This is a genomic window from Xylanibacter ruminicola (assembly GCF_900142525.1).
Lineage (GTDB): Bacteria > Bacteroidota > Bacteroidia > Bacteroidales > Bacteroidaceae > Prevotella > Prevotella ruminicola_A.
Genome location: NZ_FRBD01000002.1, coordinates 25,389 through 47,183, shown reverse-complemented (window position 1 = coordinate 47,183; position 21,795 = coordinate 25,389). Strand labels below are relative to the sequence as shown.

Annotated in this window: 16 protein-coding genes; 6 read left to right on the top strand and 10 right to left on the bottom strand. The window is 45.5% G+C overall.

Going from position 1 to position 21,795, the window contains the following annotated elements; all coding sequences use genetic code 11:
* From pdxS to trhA, 10 genes are all read right to left on the bottom strand, one after another.
* The gene (pdxS, locus tag BUB86_RS01375) at positions 1–876 is read right to left on the bottom strand and encodes a pyridoxal 5'-phosphate synthase lyase subunit PdxS (RefSeq protein ID WP_073204190.1); all 876 of its coding nucleotides are present in this window, start codon (positions 874–876) and stop codon (positions 1–3) included.
* A gap of 6 nt (positions 877–882) precedes the next feature.
* The gene (locus BUB86_RS01370; protein ID WP_073204187.1) at positions 883–1,779 is read right to left on the bottom strand and encodes a bifunctional hydroxymethylpyrimidine kinase/phosphomethylpyrimidine kinase; all 897 of its coding nucleotides are present in this window, start codon (positions 1,777–1,779) and stop codon (positions 883–885) included.
* A 92-nt stretch (positions 1,780–1,871) separates the two neighbouring features.
* Complete coding sequence (locus BUB86_RS01365) at positions 1,872–4,781, bottom strand: TonB-dependent receptor (RefSeq protein WP_073204184.1); 2,910 nt, start codon at positions 4,779–4,781, stop codon at positions 1,872–1,874.
* A gap of 13 nt (positions 4,782–4,794) precedes the next feature.
* On the bottom strand, positions 4,795–5,124 hold the full coding sequence (locus tag BUB86_RS01360; RefSeq protein ID WP_139261292.1) for a hypothetical protein: 330 nt from the start codon (positions 5,122–5,124) through the stop codon (positions 4,795–4,797).
* Complete coding sequence (locus BUB86_RS01355) at positions 5,121–6,107, bottom strand: HAMP domain-containing protein (protein ID WP_073204178.1); 987 nt, start codon at positions 6,105–6,107, stop codon at positions 5,121–5,123. The genes BUB86_RS01360 and BUB86_RS01355 overlap by 4 nt, the downstream gene beginning before the upstream one ends.
* 7 nt (positions 6,108–6,114) lie before the next feature.
* On the bottom strand, positions 6,115–8,733 hold the full coding sequence (locus BUB86_RS01350; RefSeq protein ID WP_073204176.1) for a cellulase N-terminal Ig-like domain-containing protein: 2,619 nt from the start codon (positions 8,731–8,733) through the stop codon (positions 6,115–6,117).
* Between the two features lie 14 nt (positions 8,734–8,747).
* Positions 8,748–9,761: a LacI family DNA-binding transcriptional regulator gene (locus BUB86_RS01345; protein WP_073204172.1), complete on the bottom strand. Its 1,014-nt coding sequence runs from the start codon at positions 9,759–9,761 to the stop codon at positions 8,748–8,750.
* 344 nt (positions 9,762–10,105) lie between these two features.
* Positions 10,106–12,205, bottom strand: coding sequence for a PP2C family protein-serine/threonine phosphatase (locus tag BUB86_RS16925; RefSeq protein ID WP_139261290.1), 2,100 nt, complete (start codon positions 12,203–12,205; stop codon positions 10,106–10,108).
* 21 nt (positions 12,206–12,226) lie between these two features.
* Positions 12,227–13,732, bottom strand: coding sequence for a succinate CoA transferase (locus BUB86_RS01330; protein WP_073204168.1), 1,506 nt, complete (start codon positions 13,730–13,732; stop codon positions 12,227–12,229).
* Positions 13,733–13,814: 82 nt separating this feature from the next.
* The gene (gene trhA / locus BUB86_RS01325) at positions 13,815–14,462 is read right to left on the bottom strand and encodes a PAQR family membrane homeostasis protein TrhA (RefSeq protein ID WP_073204166.1); all 648 of its coding nucleotides are present in this window, start codon (positions 14,460–14,462) and stop codon (positions 13,815–13,817) included.
* Positions 14,463–14,673: 211 nt separating this feature from the next.
* Here trhA and BUB86_RS01320 point away from each other — a divergent pair, with 211 nt between their 5' ends.
* The 6 genes from BUB86_RS01320 (at position 14,674) to BUB86_RS01295 (ending at position 21,790) form a co-directional block, all read left to right on the top strand.
* A complete protein-coding gene (locus BUB86_RS01320) occupies positions 14,674–15,294 on the top strand; it encodes a hypothetical protein (protein WP_139261288.1) in 621 nt (206 codons plus the stop codon).
* Positions 15,294–16,196: a hypothetical protein gene (locus tag BUB86_RS01315; RefSeq protein WP_073204160.1), complete on the top strand. Its 903-nt coding sequence runs from the start codon at positions 15,294–15,296 to the stop codon at positions 16,194–16,196. The genes BUB86_RS01320 and BUB86_RS01315 overlap by 1 nt, the downstream gene beginning before the upstream one ends.
* A gap of 135 nt (positions 16,197–16,331) precedes the next feature.
* The gene (locus BUB86_RS17425; RefSeq protein WP_175549370.1) at positions 16,332–18,917 is read left to right on the top strand and encodes a hypothetical protein; all 2,586 of its coding nucleotides are present in this window, start codon (positions 16,332–16,334) and stop codon (positions 18,915–18,917) included.
* 4 nt (positions 18,918–18,921) lie between these two features.
* A complete protein-coding gene (locus tag BUB86_RS01305) occupies positions 18,922–20,124 on the top strand; it encodes a CHASE2 domain-containing protein (protein WP_139261286.1) in 1,203 nt (400 codons plus the stop codon).
* Positions 20,121–20,768: a hypothetical protein gene (locus tag BUB86_RS01300; RefSeq protein ID WP_073204151.1), complete on the top strand. Its 648-nt coding sequence runs from the start codon at positions 20,121–20,123 to the stop codon at positions 20,766–20,768. The genes BUB86_RS01305 and BUB86_RS01300 overlap by 4 nt, the downstream gene beginning before the upstream one ends.
* A 65-nt stretch (positions 20,769–20,833) precedes the next feature.
* Entirely contained in the window at positions 20,834–21,790 is a 957-nt protein-coding gene (locus BUB86_RS01295) for a transglutaminase domain-containing protein (protein ID WP_073204148.1), read from the top strand.
* Positions 21,791–21,795: the final 5 nt, after the last annotated feature.

Sequence of the window (21,795 nt, the reverse complement as noted above, 5' to 3'; positions counted from 1 at the left end):
TTACTTTCCACGCTCTGCCATGAGCAGTTCAATCTCGTGTTCGTTGATACCCACCATGGCCTCGCCAAGATCCTCAGAGAGTTCGGCCAGCAGTTTGGCATCCTTGTAATTGGTAACAGCCTGAACGATGGCGGCAGCACGCTTGGCAGGATTACCGCTCTTGAAGATACCACTACCCACAAAAACGCCCTCGGCCCCCAGCTGCATCATGAGCGCAGCATCGGCAGGTGTAGCCACACCACCCGCAGCGAAGTTAACCACAGGCAGTTTGCCGTTCTCATGCACAAACTTCACCAGCTCGTAAGGTGCCTGAAGCTGCTTGGCTGCCTCGAAAAGTTCATCCTCGCTCATGCTGACCAGTCGACGTATCTCACTCTGCATCAGGCGCATGTGACTCACGGCCTGTACCACATCGCCTGTTCCTGGTTCGCCCTTGGTACGGATCATGGTAGCACCCTCGGCAATACGGCGCAGGGCCTCGCCCAGGTTCTTGGCGCCACACACGAAGGGGACATCGAACTTGGTTTTGTCGATATGGTAGATGTTATCGGCAGGGCTCAGCACCTCGCTCTCGTCGATGTAATCGATCTCGATGGCCTGCAGAATCTGTGCCTCGGCGATATGGCCGATACGACATTTTGCCATGACAGGAATGCTGACGGCCTCCTGGATGCCACGTATCATCTTAGGGTCGCTCATGCGACTCACACCACCTGCTGCACGGATGTCGGCAGGTATGCGTTCGAGTGCCATTACAGCACAGGCACCGGCCTCTTCGGCTATGCGGGCCTGTTCGGGAGTAGTCACGTCCATTATAACACCACCCTTCAGCATCTGAGCCAACTGGCGGTTGAGCAATGTTCTTTCGTTTGTCATTTTTACTTATTTTTGTTTATGTTGAAATTCGGTAGGCGGCACGCCCCTTCGTTTCTTGAAGAAGCGCGACAGGTGGGCCTGCGACGAGAATCCTAGTAGTTGGGCCACGTCTTTCAGGGGTTTATTAGTGGTGGTAATCAGTGTTTCAATCTCGTTGGTAATACGTTCGTCGATGATAGCCTTGGGCGAGCGGCCTGTTATCTGGCGCGTTACCTGCCCCAGGTAGCGCGGACTAACGTTGAGCTGCTCGGCATAGAAAGCCACATCGGCATATCGGTGGTAATAGTGCTCGACGGCATCAAGGAACTGATTGTAAAGCTCCTCGCTACGGCTGTTGCCATCGGCATAGTCGGCGGGCAACTGCTTCAGGTAAGTCTGTGCATGCAGCATGGCATCGCTCACCTTCTCGTCGTGACTCAGATAGTAAGCCAGGGCCGATGCCAGTTGGTTGGCACGTCCGTGGCGTAGCGGTGTCTCGGCCAGATCGCTGGGTGCCAATACCACTGTGCACATGGGTATGAGCAACTTCTCAATGGTCTGATACACCCGATGCTCCACCAACTGTTCGCCTTTGGCTGATGTGAGCACGGGTACATAGATGATGTGACGTGGCTTGTAGCGCTGCAGCACCTCGGCCAACATCTCAACCACATCAATGCGGCGTAACAATCCAATCTTGACAATCTGCGGCTGGAGGTCGTTGATGATGGCCTCAACCTGCTGGCGTACCACCGTTGCCGGCAGGTCGTGGAACTCCTGGATACCCAGCGTGTTCTGAACCGTGATGGATGTGATGACCGATGCCGCCGTGCCACCCAGCTTACTGATAAGCTGGATGTCGGCCTGCACGCCCGATCCGCCAGTTCCGTCGCTACCCGTTATCGTCAATATTGCTTTGTTCATGGGTGCAAAGGAACTAAAAAACGGCGAAACGGCCAAACATTATTCCTTTTATGATAAAAAAAACTGCAATTTGGAATAATCTGTCTTTTAAATCAACCACGCCAGTTGCCGCGACCTCCACCGCGATTATCGCGACCGCCCCACTTCTTATCGTAACGGTTCTCGGTATCAACCTTTCCGCCGAACATGTTCAAGCGGTAGCGCACGTGGAGCATGGCATACGAGTTAACACTGTTATAGCGGGTATCACTGCGACCTGATGCGTTTACCCAACGCTCGTAGTTGCTCTGCTGACTAAGCAGGTCGTAGAAGTTAAGTGCCACGATGAGCGACTTTGATTTGAGGAAAGCCTTAGACACCTGACCGTTCCAGATGAGCTCGTTGGTATTCATTGACGAATCGTTATAGCCTCGGCGACTGCGCTCGTGAATCTCGCTGCTGATCTCGAAACCCGATGGAAGTTTTACCAGGAACTGACCTCCGTAGTTGAACTGCCAGGTGTCGAGGTCGGCACTGGGCTGCAACTCATTGCGCGAGTGCTGGTAGTTAAGACGGCCATCGAGCGTCACCTCAAGCCAGTCATTTCGATAGCCCAGCGACAGGCGCTCGTTGAAATTGGTGGTACGTGTGGTATTCTTCTCGGCATCGGCCTGTTCCTGAGCCACATAGCTCACAAAGTTGTTGTAGCGGATGCGAGTATCAGTACCCACGTTCCAATGGGCTGTGGAATCAAGAGCGGTGTTAAACGTAAAACCGGCATTTATGTTCCAATTGCCATTAATATTCTCTGGCTGGGTGATGCTACCACCGGTTTCAGGGTTATAGCGCACCAGATTAGAGATAGAATTTCGAATGTGGCGGTAGTTGGCATAAATCACGATGCTACGCTTGTAGCGCACTATGTAGTTATTGTAATAACCATTAAGCGAGCTGGTGAACTGGGGTTTCAGGCCAGGGTTACCCTTGGTGATGTAGAGCGGGTTTGAATCGTCGGTGATGTCGAGCAACTGTGTCATCTCAGGCTGACGGGTATCGCCGCGATAGTGCAGCCACAGATTGCTCTGGTCGCTGAACTTATAGTGGAAGTCGAGTGTTGGCGTGAGGTTAGTCACATTGCGCACGGTATCCACATACACGCCACGGTAGTCCTGAATAAAGTTAGAATGCTGCGGCTGAACCAGGAAACCAAGGTTGTAATCGTACTTCTCCTCGCGATGACGCAGGTTGACGCGCATGTTGTGGGTATAGTTCTTATACTCGGAATAGCGGCTGAGGTCGCGGTCGAGATAGTCGTCGAGTGTTGACCATACCGACGAGAGCCATGGATCCCACATACGATATTCAGGAGTGATGCCAGCAAAGATATTTTCTGGCAAATGACTAAAATCGTAGGTAAGGCGGTCGCTCTTGTTCTTATTGTATCGCAGCTCGTAACTAAGTTGCAGGTGGGCGCCCGTCCACAACGGCTCGCTATAAGACGTTCGTACCACATAACCGCTGTTATCAGATGGTGTGGTGTTGTAACGGGCAGTAAAGTAGGTTGAGTCCTGACCTGACTGATCCTTTACACGGTACAGGTGTACCTCATCGTCGCTTACACTCAGATTCTTGCTATCGCCGGCACTACCCTCGAAACGCAGAATAACATTACGACCACGCGGGTTTAAACGGCGGTAAAGCTGGAGCATGCCCCATGCATTCTTATTCTCGCCATAAGTCAGGTTAGCATTGATATTGGTATTGACCAGATACTGACCTAATGACGACAGTTGCGACAGCGGATCATCGACATAGAGATATGGGTCGGCATCGAAGGTTGCAGCACTCGACTGCGTGGTGGCATCGTTAGTACCATAGCTGCCATTAGCACGAAAAAGGATATTGGTCAGAGTGTCGGGTTTCCACTCCAAACGCATATTGCCCCACCAGTTATTGCTACGGGTGTAGTTAGCCTGCAACTTATTAGTGAAAGTACGCGAGGTTTCGCTATAGAAATTCTCTGTTGCGTTCTCTGTCTGATTATCGCCACCACGATGATTCCAGCGCACACTGAAATCAATTTTCAGTTTATCGTTATCATCATAGTTGAAGTTGGTGCCCAACATCTTACGCGAGTTCAGTCCACGACGGTTCCACCAGCCGGCATTCTCCTCCTTGTTATTAAAGTTGCCCAGCAACACAAAGCGAGTCTTATCGGTAAAGCTACTGGCCATGCCACGCGAGGCGTAGCGGTGATTGGTACCACCTGCAAGATCAAGATTGGTCATATAACCGCGGTTCATACCTTTCTTAATAGAAAAGTCGAGCACGGTTTCCTTCTCGCCATCGTCGATACCAGTGATACGCGACTGATCGCTCTGCTGGTCGTAGAACTTCATGTTCTGGATGATATTCACTGGAATGTTCTTAAGCGCAGTTTCAACATCGCCCAACATAAATTCCTTACCATCAATCAGAATCTTCTTAACCTCCTTGCCGTTGATGGTGATGTTACCTTCCTCATCGACCTCGGCTCCAGGAATACGCTTGATAAGCTCCTCAATTGGTGAGCCCTCGGGGGTGCGATAGGCCTCGGGGTTATAAACCAAGGTATCTTTCTTGACGATGACTTGAGCGGCGCGACCTGTGATGACGGCCTCCTGCAGCATGATACTCTCAGACTCCATGAGCAAGTTTCCGAGATCCTGACTGGCATTTCGACGTAACGACACCTCACGCTCAATGGTCTGATAACCTACCGACGATATACGAAGCCTATATACACCACTGCGGGGAGCCTCGACATAGAAGTTTCCACGCTCATTAGTAACCGTTCCACCAACAAAGGTACTATCGGATGCGGTAAATAACTGGATTGTGGCCTGAACCATAGGCTCTTTGAACTCAGAATCAAGCAGCTGACCACGAATAGTAAGTTTACGATCCTCGGGTTCAGGCTGCGCCTGAGTGATTAATGAAGTAAAGCACATCAATAATAAAAGAAGTAGTTTTTTGTATTGCATATTATTTTAGATATTATTTAATTAACTTATTAACGGGCAGTGAAACAACGAAACGCGAACCTGGACCATAACTCTCGTCGTAACCAAGTTTGATGAACCCTTCACGGGTGAAACGACATGAGTTAGTAAGCAACTCCGTCTCTTCCATAACACCCGAGATTTTTACTACGGTATTATCGAGCAACTGGTTAGCACGATCGATGGCAACCTGGCGCACATACTCCTTAGAATAATAGAACAGGACATTGAACACCAACGAGAACATGACCGTAACCACAATGAGGATCAGGAGTCCAAGGCGCAATGATAGTCGCCGCTGAATATAGTCCAGAAGTTTTATCATAGCGCTGTGTGTTTTTTATTTGGAACATCGAGTAACTGCTCAAGCAAGTGCGTAACCTGATCGGTGCTGGCAATCATCTTTGTCTGAATATTCTCCATCTCGGTCTGATCCATCTTCTCATATTGGTCGCACACCTTATCGGTAAGTTCACAGATAGTATCGATAGGGGTAACCATCTGGTCGGTCATATTACTCAAGAAGCGATTCTTCAGATTATCGTAATCCTGAGCCTGACTATAAGCATTCTCGAGTTCGGTATTCTGCCTGCCCAGCATCACCTGTTTCTGACGCATCTCGTCCATATAAACAGCTAACGACATTTGCATTTTGGCAAAACTGTTCTGCAAGCGACCAATCTCATTTTTCATGCCACTATCAGGAATCCTTACATCCAAATTACCATCGGCAATTAGCTCGGCCGAATCAGCCAAGATATGCAACGGCCACAGATGACGAGCAATGACCTTCCAACAGAAGAATATGATAAGTAAAAGACCTGTAAGTCCGGTAACGAACAAGAAAACATTCACTGTCTCGTACTTTCCATAGATATCATCGTTAGGACACATTACGACCAGATGGAAACGATTGTTATAAATGGGTTCAACGAACACGAAACTGCCGGGTTTCTGCTCTGGCGTGCCATTATCAGAAACATAGAATTGAGCATTGGGTAAAAACTGGTTGAGACTAACAAAGTAGCTATTATCTCTTATCAACCGCTCAACGAATGCCTTATCAACAGTAAACGTCTGATGTTCAAGGAAGGCTGTCATATCAGCCTGACGCAGAATATTATCAATGCGCAAGGCTGTATTCTCAAGAGCCTGTTGGGTTGTCTCGATAGACTCTTCGAAAACAACCTGTTCAGAAAATCGGGCCAATAACGCTATAACGATTACATAGATAGCAGTAACAAATCCAGCCACCCAGAGTGTAAGCTGGGTGGTGAATGAACTACGTATCTTATGGATAATCGACATAAAGCGTTTACTTGGTTACAATATTCTTGAATGATGAGCCAAAGATGACATACTGCGTGTTACCGGCGATGGTGCCTTCGTTCTGTCCCCAGAGGAAAGGCCAGTCATCGAAGTTCTCGAAGTGGTCGGGCTGGCGGAACAGCAAGCCAGGAGCCACGTTACCTGGAATGGCAGAGAAATCGGCACGGTTGTTACCGTAGAACACCTGCTTAGGACGGGCGGCACCAACAACGGCAACGAAAGAGTAGTTATGATATGGGTGACAGCCATAGAGCCAGTTAGCCACACGATATATCTCATCCTTGCTCACAATGTCGGGGAAATAGATATGGGCATAGTTTATGGTAATACCGAAGTTAAGCACCATGTTAACACCAGCCCAGTTGCCCAGACCGATGGGAACACCATAGGGATTCTGCTGGTCGAAGCTCTTGACATAGTCGTTAAACTTCTCTACATAAAGACGCAGCTTCGTCTTATAAGCAGTGTCCATATATGGGATAGCATCAAGTGCTGTCTGCATATTGAATGAAAGATTTAGCTCCAGAGCATCCCAAATCTGCAAAGCAAAGTTATTGAGATATTGTTTCTCCTGAGTTGCACCGTAGAGTTGCAAATTGGTTGCCATATCACCAAGCTGTTCACGATTCTTACGACTACGTTCCATCAGCTTCTGACGTTTCTTATCGGGCTTAGCTGTTGGATCATTAAACTCAAAGCCATCAAGCCAAGTGAAGGCAGCCTCCATCATCAAATTACGTGCTGAGCTACCTTGCTTGACGAGTTCAGAAGCCTCGGCCATGAGTCGTTTTGACTGGGTGAGGGCACGAGCAGCAAGATCATCATTATATCCCTTAAGTGCATGACTGGCAGCAGCAAACATATTGGCGGCTCGCAGGTCAAGCTGAGGATTGCGGGTTGTAAATGCCCACATGTCGTCAGGCGTTCCACTACGCTTGCCATCGGCTGAAACCTCGTAAGGTTTCAAACTAGGATCATAATGCAATCCATCGGTAATGGAGGCGGCATCGCCCAAGTGATGGTAATTATCAAGAACAGAATTAGATAACGTGGTTGCCATATGACCTATCTGTTCGGCCTGAGCTACAAGGTTGAGCGTGCCGTGCTCAATGAACTGCAGGATATCGGGCACACCATCAGGACGGTGAAGATCAACATAACGTTGTTTCTCACTGACGAACGTCTCATCGCGCATGGGCTTGAAAAGATCCCAGGTACGGATAAAGTTCTGGACTACACTGATATTTGAGCCGGTTTCGATGTCAAAGTCACCTGCATCAAAGAATCCGCCTACGTTCAGACCGGGAATAAGTTCATAGGGTTTATATTTGGTATCTGTGGTTGGTCCTTGATAGTGCATATCGAAGTGATCGGTTGGCGGCGCCTGCAGGTAGCCCTCCTTAAACGGCTCACCATGCCATGTACGATAGCCTTCGTTAACATACATATGGTTCATGTGGATAGGCACCCAGACATCGGTTGTAGCATCGGTGATCTTATCGTAGACATGCTCGTCTATAAGAAAATCGTTGCTACGGGTGCTACCATACTGGATGTAATAGACACCAGGCTGACGTACCGACGAGAAATCAAATTTCACATAATTATATTTAAAGTAAGGCCCCCAGTTTCTGATTTCACCTTGGAAAGCCTGCTCTGCAGAGCCATCTGGCTTTATACGCATTAGTGAAGCAGTGGCCCTGGGCTGGTCGTTCTTATCAAGTTCGATGACGGCTACCTTAGGTTGGTCAGGCGTATAACCAACCTGTGAGAAGCCGATATTTGGTTCGCGAATCCACCCTGGGATAGCATTTGGTTCTACAGTCCAACTTAGCACCTTGCCGGTTTTATCCTTAGGTAGCACGCTACGTAATACATACCAACCATTCTGGGCCAGAATACGCCCATCGTAGAGTTTCAATTCGGCATCGCTACTGATGGTTACCATACGCTCGGGCTGGTCGGTGGCAAGTGTTATCCTATGACCAGTTTCTAGTGGCAACGGATCTATAAACTGATTGGTACCACGATCATCGTAAGTCTTAAAGCCTTTGAACTGACGAGGTTTCTCGCTATTAGGACGAGCAATAGTTGGGCTGGTGGCATAGCGCGGTAAACGACCTAAGCGACCATCAACGTCATAGGTCTTCAGCCAATACTGCGACGGCAGGAATTCGATATTGAAACCAGCCTCACCAGCCAGTTTATCAGGAACCGGTTTATCTAACCACACAGCAATCTCAACAGCCTTTCCTTTGGCTGTTACTACCACACGACTATCAAAATCGTAATCATCGTAACGCATCACAACCTCGATACTGCCATTTTCACGATCTACAGTACGAGAAACTGTCTTAGGCACCAAATCCCACTGCTCCGGGGTGTTATTCAGGCGGACAGCTCCTCCCTGGATAGTTCGCACACCATGATGGATAATCTCAATACCAGAGTTCTTCTCATCATTGAAGCCTCCGTTGAAATTATTGCTGAATACCAGCACATTAACACCCTGTCGCTCAAAATAATCGCGATCATTTAATTTTAAATCCTGCGCCTGAGAAAACATTGGCACAGTCATAAGTAATAGTGATAATAAGTTTTTCATTAGTCCAATATCTATTATCCTTCAATTATCTCTCGAGTACTATTTCTTATCTCCAGCCTGGCTTTGACAATGACATGCTGCACACAAGTATCTCCATTAAGTTGATCATACAGCAACCTAAAGGCCTTAGCCCCCATCTCGCGCTGATTTTGCTTTATAAACGACATGCGGGGCGACATAACATCCGATACCCAATCACTCATATAGCCAATGAGTGACACATCCTCCGGGATACGTAATCCACGACTTTCAATGGCTCTTATAGCTGAGCCAACCAACAATCCATGAGTAGCAATAATGGCATCAGGTGGTTCAGGCAAGTCTAATAAATCTAGTGTATCGGTAAGTCCTGTATTGTAATTAACGTAACTACACTTAACCAATTCTTTAATAATTGGAAGATTCTTCTCACGCAAAGCTTCAATATAGCCATGCTTGCGTTCAGTCGTCTGCTTCATTCTGTTAGGGCCACCCAAGAATGCAATACGTTTCGCCCCACCGTCAATAAGGGTTCGGGTTGCCTGACGAGCAGAATCCGCATCGTTGATTACTACCGACGAGATATCGATATTAGCATCTCTATCGAATAAAACTACTGGGATATGAATCTTTCTTAGACGTTGCAGGTGTGTAAAATCAACCGTTTCCTGTGAAGGGCAGATAATAATACCTTCTACGTGCATATTTATAAGCAACTCCAAACAGTTCTTTTCGGTTTCGTATTTATCATCAGAATCTGTGATAATACACATATAACCTTCTTTTCTGGCCTCTGCTTCAATGCGCTTTACAATATGTGCAAAGTGATTAAACGAGATGTCAGGTACTATAATACCAATAGTACGCGTGGTGTCGTAACGAAGACTAACAGCAAACGGGTTAGGGCGATAACCCTTTTCCTTGGCCAAAGTCAGAATCTGCTGTCGTAGTTCTGAACTGACTCCCTCTAAACCTCGTAACGCACGTGATACAGTTGATACATTTACTCCCAATAGGTTCGCAATCTCGCGCTGTGAAATTCTTTTCATCTCCCCTAAACAAATCTAGTTATCATTAATGCTACAAAATTAATAAATTCTACACATATATTAAACGCAACATTAACAAAATTGTTGCGCAACGCGTTGCGTTTTTACTATTAGATACTACCACCGACTTTCACAAGCCGGCGGTCATATCTAACTAATTAATTTAATGAAGTGAAACAAGAGATTCTTATTATACAATCATTAAACGGTCACTATATGAATTTTTTGTGTTGTTTTGGTGCTACAAATTAAACGAATTTTTCTTTATGTTCATACACGTATATACAAAAAATATACCGCAACGCGTTGCGGTATATTTTATCATTATGTACGAAAAATTACTTTTAGCCCACCTTCAGACACATCATTGTGAGGTCATCGTTAGGATCAGCGCCATTACGATGCTCCTCCACCTGACGCTTAAGCATCTCAACCACTTGCATGGCATTTGCAAAATGAGTCTGGCGCAATACGTCGAGCATATGTTCATCGCCAAATCGCTCCAACTGAGGATTCTCAGCCTCATTCAAACCATCAGTATAGATGAAGAGCGGCTTGCCCTTGATGCTTTCAATGAACTCACCCTCAAACTCAAGTCCTGCCCACAATCCGATAGGAGCATTCGGTATCATCTGAAGGAAGTTACCACCATCGGCATCACCACCAAGTACAGGGGGATTATGACCTGCATTACAGAAGTCAAGACGACCGGTATTGATATCAACCAAGCCAATGAACATTGTAATGAACATACCATTCTCGTTGTTCTCAGTCAGTTCGTCATTAATACGAGTACATATTTCTGCTGGAGAATAGTGATGCTTAGCCATTGCACGGAACAGACGGATGACCTGAGCCATGAACAGTGAAGCAGGAACCCCCTTACCCGATACGTCGCCGATAGCAAAGTATAGATGATCTTTCTCCATAAAGTAATCGTAGAGGTCGCCACCAACCTCCTTAGCAGGAGTCATCGATGCAAAGAGGTCAAGTCCCTCACTCTCAAGATTACCAGCAGGTATCATCGACATCTGAATATCACGGGCAATACGAAGTTCACTTTCAATACGCTCACGAGCAGTAGTAGCTTCTTCAAGTTGTCCATAGGCTGCCTGCAGAAGTTTCAAGGCTTTGCGGTTGTGAACAACGTAGAAACCGAAGAATCCAACTAATAGCAGGATACCAACACCAAGGCTAATCAGGCGCTGACGGAAAATCTCATGTCCACGCTTCTCAACCTCCCACTGGCTGCGAACCAGCTCTTCTTCCTTTTTGTTGGTTTCGTAGATAGTTGCCATCTCGGCTGTATCATCACGCTTTGACCATACCAGAGCCGAATCGTAGGCGTTACATATCTGATTTGCAACATATAGAGCAGAGTCCCTATGTCCTGCGCCATAGTTGGCACGGAACTTCGGTACAAGATAAAGCGCAATGTTATCAAGCGTCATCTTAAAACCGCGGAAAGCAATCCAGTGGTCGAGCATACGGAAGTTCTTCGAAGCCTCGTCATAGCGGTGAGCTATCATCAGATAGTCGTTTGAATCAAGTTGTCCCTGCTCTGTCTGAGCATATTCAGTCTTCTGGAATCCAGCAAAAGCCTCCGCTGCTGCTGCATGATTACCTGCAGCATATGAGGTAAGCGCATTAAATAAAAGTATACGCGCACGATAGTGGTCGCAGAACTCACTATCGGCATCAGGACGAAGACGATAGACATAGAGCACAGAGTCTGTACGATCGTTCCACTTCTTACCTTCCTTATAATGCTGGGTATTAAGACATGCTACGGTAATGTTGTTAATACCAGTAATGGCTGAGCGAATACGCGAACCATTAGTATCCTTCTTCGAAATAGAGTTCTTATAATGCCAATAAGCATTCTCATAACTCTTCGAAGCCTCTTTCTCATTACCCAAATACATCTCGGCCGAACCGATAGTGTAATAGAGGACAGCCAAGTCACGCGACTGAGCCTTTGCATTGCCCTCCAGTTTCTCAACAGCAGGAGTAGCCACACGCAGGGTAGCCTCGTAGTCGTTCTTTACAGAATACATCTGGGCCAACGTACGGGCCGAACGACTGTAATAAAATACATCCTTGTCGTCTAGTTCCTCAACATCTAGCGCCTTCTTGTAATACACCTCAGCAGCAGCTTTCTGCTTTTGGCTATTTAACGCAGAACCGCGCAAGTAGTTGGCTCTGACCATACTAATGTCTCCTGTCTTTTCCAAACTATCAGCCAGGAAAAACTTACGGTCGTGGTCTTTTGCGTTGTCAGCAGCAACAATCATGCTATCGATAAGACTCGCCTTAATCGAGTCCTTAGCAGATTTCTTGCTTTCGCCTTTCCAGGAGCGTTCATCCTTTCCTCCACAAGAGGCAATGATGACGGCTGCCAGGATTATGGCTGCACCAACAGTCCATTGTTTCAGTCTTTTCATTTTATCTTATATTTCCTTTTTTTATTTGATGTATTCAGAGAAGTCGGTCAGCTTCATATCGCCCTTACGAGCCAATGTGTCATGCATGGCAAAAGCAGCAGTCAGGTTATGACGGGTCTGTCCCATCTTAGCAATCTTAAGGTAATCCCAAAGCAACTGCTTATAATCAGGATGTGCGCACTTCTCGATAATGAGTTCGGCGCGCTGAGCGGGACTCTTGCCGCGAAGATCGGCTACACCCTGCTCGGTAACGATGATATTTACATCGTGCTCAGAAGAATCCTGATGACTTACAAAAGGTACAATAGAACTGATTACACCACCCTTAGCAACCGAAGGACAAGTGAAGATACTGAGGTAGGCATTGCGGATAAAGTCGCCGCTACCACCAATACCGTTCATCATCTTGGTTCCACTAATGTGGGTTGAATTTACATTTCCATAGAGGTCAGCCTCGATGGCTGTATTGATAGCGATAACACCCAGTCGGCGGATAACCTCAGGCGAGTTACTAATCTCGCTCTGGCGCAGAGTAAGGTGTTGCTTCATATAATCCATATTGTCGTATACCTGCATCAAGCAGTCGTTTGACACTGTCAGCGAGCAAGCCGAAGCATCTTTTACACGGCCGTTCAGCATCATCTCGATAACAGAGTTCTGGATAACCTCTGTATAGATATTGAAATTGGGTACGTGCTTATCCTCACCAAGAGCGCCAAGGATTGCATTGGCAGTAGAACCTACTCCACTCTGCAATGGCAGGAACTCCTTAGGGATACGGCCCTTATGCATTTCCTCTACAAGGAACTCGGCAGTAAGGAATCCGATTTTATCAGTAACCGGGTCGCTATCCTTAAAGGCACGAGCCTCATCAGGAATATTACATTCTACCACGCCAACTACCTTTTCCTTTGGAATGCTTACGTATGGCTTACCGATACGATCGCTTACATGTTCAATGGGGATTGCCTTACGGTAAGGGGGGTCCAATGGCTCATAAACGTCGTGAATGAATTTTGCATTAGGATTATGAAATGAGTTAAGCTCTAGAATAACCTTTTTGGCCAAGCGGGCTGCTGTAGGCGAAATACCACCAGCGGCAGTCAGGTAAACATGATAGTCGTTACCAACCTCTTCGATGTCGCATACTTCAAGAATAGCCCAGTCAACATCGCCATAGAATCCATAACGCAACTCCTGAGCCATGTGACTCAAGTGCAAGTCGTTATATGGAATCTCACCCTGGTTTACATGTTTACGGAAGTCGGGGTTGGTAGTATAAGGGGCACGATATTTGATAGCCTGAGCATTAGCCAAGTCACCATCAGTACTCTGTCCTGTTGAAGCACCTGTAAAAATACCCACTTTAAATTCGCGACCTGCCTCGTGTTCAGCTACAGCAATCTTTGCCAATTCCTTAGTAGTTGCCTTAGCAACACCAGCAGGTGTAAAACCACTCATAGCGATGTTATCGCCATTCTTAATCAACGCTGCAGCCTCGGCAGCAGTCATACGTGTAAAAGCCATAATAGATCTAAATTTGCAAATTCGGGTGCAAAATTACAAATTATTATCGAAACAACCAAGAAAACGCCCTAACTTTTAACCATTATAAGTACTCCATTAGAACATCCCATACGGCAATGATATGACAAACACTACCAGCAAGGACAAAGAAATGAAATACCGAATGCATATATTTAGTCTTATTCATAGAATAAAAAACGGCTCCAGTGATATAGCTTACCCCCTCGGCAATAATCCATACAACAGCTGCCGTCGAAACCGAATCGACAAGCGGTTTAAAAGCTACCAGCACACTCAAGCCCATTCCGATGAAACAGAAAGTCTCAACATTAGAATGTTCTTTTAATTTTACAAAACTAATAATTGTACCTGCTATTGCACAAGCCCATACAAAGCAGAACAAACTCCACCCCCAATAGCCTTGTTCGCGGAGAGCCACCAATGTTAACGGTGAATATGAGCCCGCAATATGCCAATAGATAGCTGCGTGATCCCACTTGCGCAGTCGCTCTTTCCACTTGGAGTGATGCTTCATCGAATGATAAAGCGTAGAGGCCAGATAAGAGCCTAACATTCCGAACAGATATAAGATGACACCTATCCTTGCCCAACTGTTATCCGCCTGAAAGCACCATATAAGAAAAATAATACCAAAAACCACTCCCATCAGGATTCCTCCTCCATGGGATGCCGCATTCCATATTTCTTCCTTTTTGGTATATCTAATCATACACTTACCGTTTATGGCGATGCAAAGGTAACAACTTTAGTTGAAAACACGTCCTATTTCTCAACATTTTTTAACTTTAAGTAGAAAAAAAAAGGCAAATAATTTGGAAGTTTCGATTATTTTATCTATTTTTGCCAACGTAATATGCCCTAAATTATAAATTTACGAGACGAGATAATTCATTTATTAACATTTTAATCAATTTTAAATTATGAAAGCAATTAAGTTTTTCGCAGCGTTATTTATGCTGTTTGCTGTATCAGCAAGTGTAAGTGCTCAAAATCTTGACAAAGCTTCACAGAAGGCTCTGAAAAAGCAATTAAAAGAATTCAAGGCAGAAGGGTGGAAGGTTAACCCAGGACAACTGCCTTTGGAAACTCAGGTCACCAAGGCTTTCACAGCCCAGACAGAAGTTGATGCGATGGGATACGAGGTTTGGATTATCGGTGAGGGTAAAAGCACTGGCAGTATTTACGACGCTGCCAGAACTCAGGCCTTAACCGTAGCCAAGGGTGAAATCGCCATGAAGCTAAGAACCGATATGACTTCAACTATTGAGCAGGACCTTGCCAACGAGCAGTATCCAGCAGGCGAGGCAGAGTCTATTGCCAAAACCATTGTAGCACAGCAGGGACGTAGTATCGACCAGCAACTGAACCGTCCTAAGACCCTCATGGAGTGCTACCGCAAGTTACCTAATGGCAATACAGAGGTGTTGATTCGCTGCGCTATTTCTTCCGACACTGTTAGCAAACTTGCTAAGGCTGCCATCCAACAGGCTCGTAGAGACAACTTACTGAAGGATGTAGAAAAAGTAAAAAGTCAGAGATAATGAAGCAGTTTCTCATACTGATTACCATATTTTCCTGGGCATTGTGCATCAATGCCCAGGAAAAGGGTAAGGTAAAGACAGTAGAAGCTGATTATCTCTATGAAATCCCTTCTAACATGTCCTATGCCCAAGCTTGTCAGGTTGCTCTTGTCAAGGCCCAGAATGCTGCTATCGAGGAAGCATTTGGCTCTGTGAACTACAACAATAACACCGTTATTATTGCCAATGACAATGGGCAATCTAACACTTCACTCTTGTCCGAAACAAGCAACCAAGTTAGAGGGGTGTGGCTAGGCGACGTCAACGAGCCGAAGTATGAGCGAGTACTCCTTGAAGGCCGCGACCTACTTAAGGTTACCGTAAAAGGCAAGGCTAGAGAACTCGTTGCTGCAGGTGTGGAGTTTGAAGCGCTTCCACTTCGACGCCATCCAGAAAAAGGGGATGCATCTGACACATTCAAGAGCGGCGATGATTTCTATCTGTATTTTAAATCGCCAACAGACGGGTTTCTTACAGTATTTATGTATTGTATCCTTGATAACGAGGTATTGTATCTGTTACCTTATCAGAGTTCTGGCAAAGGTTCATTTCCAATTACTCACGACAAGGAGTATTTCCTGTTTTCTGAGGCAAAAGCCACTCCGGAAGGAGGTACAGTGGATGAACTCACCATTACCTGTTCAGATGGGCGTCAAGAGGAATATAATGACCTATATGTTATCTTTTCACCTAATAACTATTCAAAAACAAGCGCCAAGGTTGAACAGAAACAAATATCTGACGAACTAATCATTCCGAGTTCACTTGGCTACAAAGAATTCAACGCTTGGCTGACTAAATATCAGCAAAAGGACGAGCAAATGCAAGTTAAACGCATCCCTATCAAAATTGAAAAAAATTAAATCATTGAATATATGAAAAAACTTTCGCTAACATTACTTTGCCTTGTTCTGTTTATCGGTATTTCCTATGCTCAGGGACAAAGACCTCAAAGACAAAGAGGAAGCCTGAAGCAGCAGGTTCAAAACAAGCAGAAAATGAATTACGACGAATTCGTAAAAGATGCGAATAAGAAATACGAGGAATTCCGTGATAGCGTCAACAAGAAATATGCCGAATTCATGGAGAAGGCTTGGAAAGACTATCCAATAGAAGATGCAGTAGACCGCCCTAAAGAGGACCAAATCAAGCCTATTGAATACGACAAGATGACCGATGAGGACTATCTTGAAGAAATGAAGCGAGAGGAGGCAGAAAAGAAGCTTGCTGAAGAACAGAAAAAACGTGAGGAGGAACAGGCCCGACTAGCTGTAGAGCAGAAGAAGCAGGAAGAAGAGCAGGCTCGACTTGCCGCAGAAAAAAAGGCTCAGGAGGAAGAGTTTGCACGACTAGCTGCTGAGAAGAAGGCCCAGGAGGAAGAGCTGGCTCGTATCGCTGCAGAGAAGAAAAAACAAGAAGAGAATCTGGCTCGTATCGCTGCAGAGAAGAAAAAGCAGGAAGAAGAAATAGCCCGCATCGTTGCAGAGAAGAAGCAGCAGGAAGAAAAGCAAGCAAAGCTAGCCGAAAAGAAAAAGAAGCAAGAAGAGGAACAAGCTCGTCTAGCAGCCGAGAAAAAAGCCCGTGAGGAAGAGCAGGCTCGACTTGCCGCAGAAAAAAAGGCTCAGCAGGAAGAGAAAGCACGTATGCTAGCCGAAAAGAAAAAACAAGAAGAAGAGAAAGCTCGCATTCTAGCTGAGCAAAAGAAAATACGAGAAGAGCAAAAGCGCATAGCTGACGAGAAGAAAAAGCAGGAAGAAAAGCAGAAGCAACTTGAAAAGGAGCAGAAGGAAGCTGAACTGAAGAAGTTGTTGGCAGAAAAGAAAAAAAAGGAAGAAGAAGAGCGACAGCTCGCTCTAAAGCAGAAAGAACAAGAGCGTAAGCAGCAGCTGATGGAAGAGGAGCTACGCAAGCAGGAAGAAAAACAGCGCAAAATGGAAGAGAAGCAGCGCCAACAGGAAGAAAAACAGCGTCAACTCGAAGAAAAGCGCAAACAACAGGAAGAAAAGGCTCGTCTATTAGCTGAACAGAAAAAACAGCAGGAAGAAGAGCAGGCACGTTTGGCTGCAGAAAAGAAAAAACAAGAAGAAGAGCAGGCTCGTATTGCTGCTGAGAAGAAAAAGCAGGAAGAAGAGCAGGCACGTATAGCTGCTGAACAGAAAAAACAGGAAGAGCAACAGCGACAACTAGCCGAGAAACAGCGTAAACAAGAAGAAAAGGCACGCCAGTTAGCTGAGAAGAAAAAACAGCAAGAGGAGCAAGCACGCCTGATGGCTGAAAAGAAAAAGAAACAAGAGGAGCAGGCACGTCTGTTGGCCGAAAAGAAGAAACAACAAGAGGAGCAACAACGTCTTCTGGCCGAGCAGAAGAAAAAACAACAGGAGAAGCAGAGCAAACCTATTGAAGCTGTTGTCGTTCCCGTTGTACTCGAGGTTAAGCCTCAGCCCAAACCACAACAGCCTATTATAGAGAACAAGGAGTCTATGGAAACAAGTGACTTCATGTTCTACGGCACTAATATGAAGGTTAGATGGGGAAATGCCAAACAGTTCAAACTGAAGGGCACAGACAAGAAGAGTCTCTCCGAGGCCTTCATGGAACTTACCTCCAAAGGCTATACAAACCTGGTTCACGACTGTCTGGAACTTCGCAAGGAGTATAAACTTTGCGACTGGGCTTATTATAAAATGTTACAGACCATCTCTGAGCTGACTTGTGGCAAGGGTACTAACGAAGCTATCTTCATGCAGGGCGTTCTGCTTAACCAGTCTGGTTACCAGATACGTTTCGCACTTGAAGAGAATACCAAACTGCACATTATGTCGCGCATGGATGGGTTCCCATACGACCGTGGATATCTTACCGCTGATGGTAAGCTATTCTTCCTGATGGACAACTGCAAGGCTAAAAACATGTCGGTTTGCGACGCTGCCTATCCTGGCGAGCAGATGATGAGCCTTGGCATAGCTGAACAGCCGGAACTGAAGAAGAATCTGTCAGACAATCGTACTGTCATCTCGCGCTTTGTTAATGTAAAAGCCGACATGCAGATGAACAAGAACCTGATGGACTTCTATAATGATTATCCCACATCATACGATGGCAAGGATATGATGACCCGCTGGGCTTATTACGCTAACACCCCAGTATCACAGGAAGTTAAAGACAAAGTTTATCCACAGCTCAAACAGCAAATTGGTAATGCTCCAAAGCTGATGGCAGCAAACATGCTACTGAATTGGGTTCAGATGGGACTTACCTATGGCTACGACGAAAAGGTATGGGGACACGACCGCGCTTTCTTTGCAGAAGAGAGTCTGTTCTACCCATTCTGCGACTGCGAGGACCGTTCTATCCTGTTCTCACACCTGATTCGCGATTTACTGGACCTTGATGTTGTGCTAGTCTACTACCCTGGCCACCTCTATACTGCAGTTTGTTTCAACGAGGATGTTACAGGCGATTACATCATGGTTAACGGCAGAAAGTTTACTGTTGCCGACCCTACCTATTATAATGCTAACGTAGGTAAGACCATGAGTAAGATGGACAACTCTAAGGCCAAGGTTATTCTACTGAAGCGATAAGCCTATGAAGGCTCTTTGGACTATTATAAAAACGTGGATTCGTCAGCGGCGGAGGTTAGTAACACTCTCCGTGCTGACGAGTACGGTTATCATCATATTCACCTATGTGATGGGAAACTCGGGCTATCCACTCCCGGGTGAAACCGGTGCACTCAAACAGATTACCGACTACAAGAAGTTTTTGGGCATGCAGATTGGTAACGTGCCTGACAGTATCCTGTTTATCAATGTTTGCTATGACAAGATGCTTATTCCTTATGAGGAGAACGAGGTTCCTGTAGGCAATATGGTTATTACCGACCGCGAGAAACTATTGCAATTTCTCACCATTGCCAAAAAGGCCAACAACTATCGCTACATCTTCATGGATGTGTTCTTTGAGGAGGGAATGGAGACGGAGTATGACTCAGCACTCTTCCACACCATCACCTCGATGGACCGCATAGTCATACCTAAACACAAGGGATCGAACATGTGCGACAGCATGCTCTATCAGAAAGCATCCAATGCCGACTATGCAACAACTTGGCAGGCCCTCACCTTCTCTCGCTATCAATATATACACGACGAGGATCCATCTGTGGCACTCAAGATTTATCAGGACCGCTTTGGCTCTGATATTGTTAAGCATATGGGCGGACTATGGTATACCGACCAAGGACGACTATGCCAAAACAGCGCTACTCTGCTGCTGCCCATCCGTATAACTGGCAGTCTGCTTGACGAGGAGGGGCAGGCACGCGAGCGCAACTACATCTATCTGTCAGCCGACTTATTAGACCTTGACGAGGTGATGCCTGTTAGCGAACAGATAGAAGACAAACTGATTGTGATTGGTGATTTCAATAGCGATGTTCACTCTACGTTCCTTGGCTCTCAACCAGGATCATCGATACTGTTTAATGGCTATATTGCCCTTTCACAAGGAGCGCATCTGGTTAATTGGCCCTATATGGCCATATTGTTTGTTATCTATATAATCATCGGCCTATTCTACCTATCAGGACATTCATTCTCATCGATGGTAATGAATCCATGGCTCAGTATTGTGCTGTCTTTCCTCAGCACAGCTACTGTATTCTTAGTGATTGCTCTTGTGGCCAGTTGGTACGATTTGGCATTCAATATGTGGGTACCAACCACCGTCTACTCTCTTTACGATACGTTTATGCAGAAATATAACATCTATAAAAATAAATCAAAATGAAACGACTTCTCTTACTTACTTGCCTAGGCATGTGGCTCAGCTACGCCAGCGCAGACAATTACAAGGTGCTGTTCGTTAACGACGCCAGCCTCACATATAATAACGGCAAAGCAGTCAAAGTGGGCGACACCTTCACAAATGTGGATGCCATCAAATGGCAAAAGGAGAAACAGGCTATTAAGGTTTTTAACCTTACAACCAAGAAACAGATGCTAATGCTGGGTAAACAGTACATGCGCAAAACGGGCATGGAAGCACTTATCAGCAGCAAGCGCCTGTCTACTAACGACTTTATGGACACAAGCGATGCGCCAAAGACTATCTATGAAAAACTGGGCAGCGTGTTTGAGAGCCAATACGATCTACTTGATCCTATTGAACTCCCAGCCGATGTGGAGCTTAATGACAAGTGCTATTTCCAAGCTACTTATAAGTATGGAGACACCATGCTCACTAAGAAGCTTAAGAGCAAAAATGGCAACACCGTCATTCTCGACAAGTCGATCTTTGAGGTTGATGGCAGGCAGTTAGGTCCTCGCGACATAACCCTCTCTATTGAGTATGTAAACAAAGATGCCGGTTTGCCTATTTTCGTCAAGGACGGCATAGAGGTAACCTACATTCCTACTAATCTCAACGAGTAAACATATCATATATGGCTCGTTCTCTACTATTAATAATAAGTATCATTCTGTGTTTAGGCTCTATCATGGCACAGAATGATACCATACAGGAAGAAAATTTTGTATCTTATCTTAAACGCCACTCAAAAGACAATCCACGTATTTCCACGTCTCATTACAATTACCAAGATATTGGCAATACTATAACCGAAGGTTGCAATACCGACTACCAGAAAATCAAGGCTATTTATAAATGGATATGCGACAGCATATCCTACGACACGACATTTAAAATCAATACGGCGGATGTTTGCTATCAGTATCGAAGAGGCATTTGTCAGGCGATAAACGAGCTGTACTATAAGATTGCAACTGCAGTAGGCCTAAAAGTAGAATTTATCGACGGCATCGCTAAAGATAAAACCGGCTACATCGAGAAGAAGGGGCATTCATGGCTTTTTGCCTATACCAGCGAAGATCGTGGAATATTCATGGATCCCACTTGGGGGTTAGGCTATGTCGAAGGTAAGACTTTCATAAGAAAGAAAAACTGCTGGACATGGTTCAACGTCAATCCAGAATGGCTTATCTTCAGCCATTATCCCAGAGATATTACCTTCCAACTAATTGACCGCCCCATGTATAAGCAGGAATTTCTTGCCATGCCACCCGTTTCAGAACTGTGTATAGAATATGGAATCAATGCTCATAGCATCTATGAGAGTCTCAGGAAAGAAGGAAATACCCTTCCCCAACTATATTCCAAAGGACAAGAATTGATTGAACTCATAGAGATTCCTTTATGTAAAAACCTTAAAGTAGGCAATAAATACACTTTCCGCGTCAGAATAAAATCTGGATGCGGTCTCGCACTAAACAGCAATACATCATCTATTAGGGAACAAGACTGGAAAGATCTTGGAGATGGTAAATATTTCCTTGAATATCAAGTTCAAAATTCGACTAATATTTCTATCTGTGTAAAAGATGACTCGAACGACTACTGGAATGTAGTTGTAAACTATGGTATTGAAGAGAATTAAAAAGT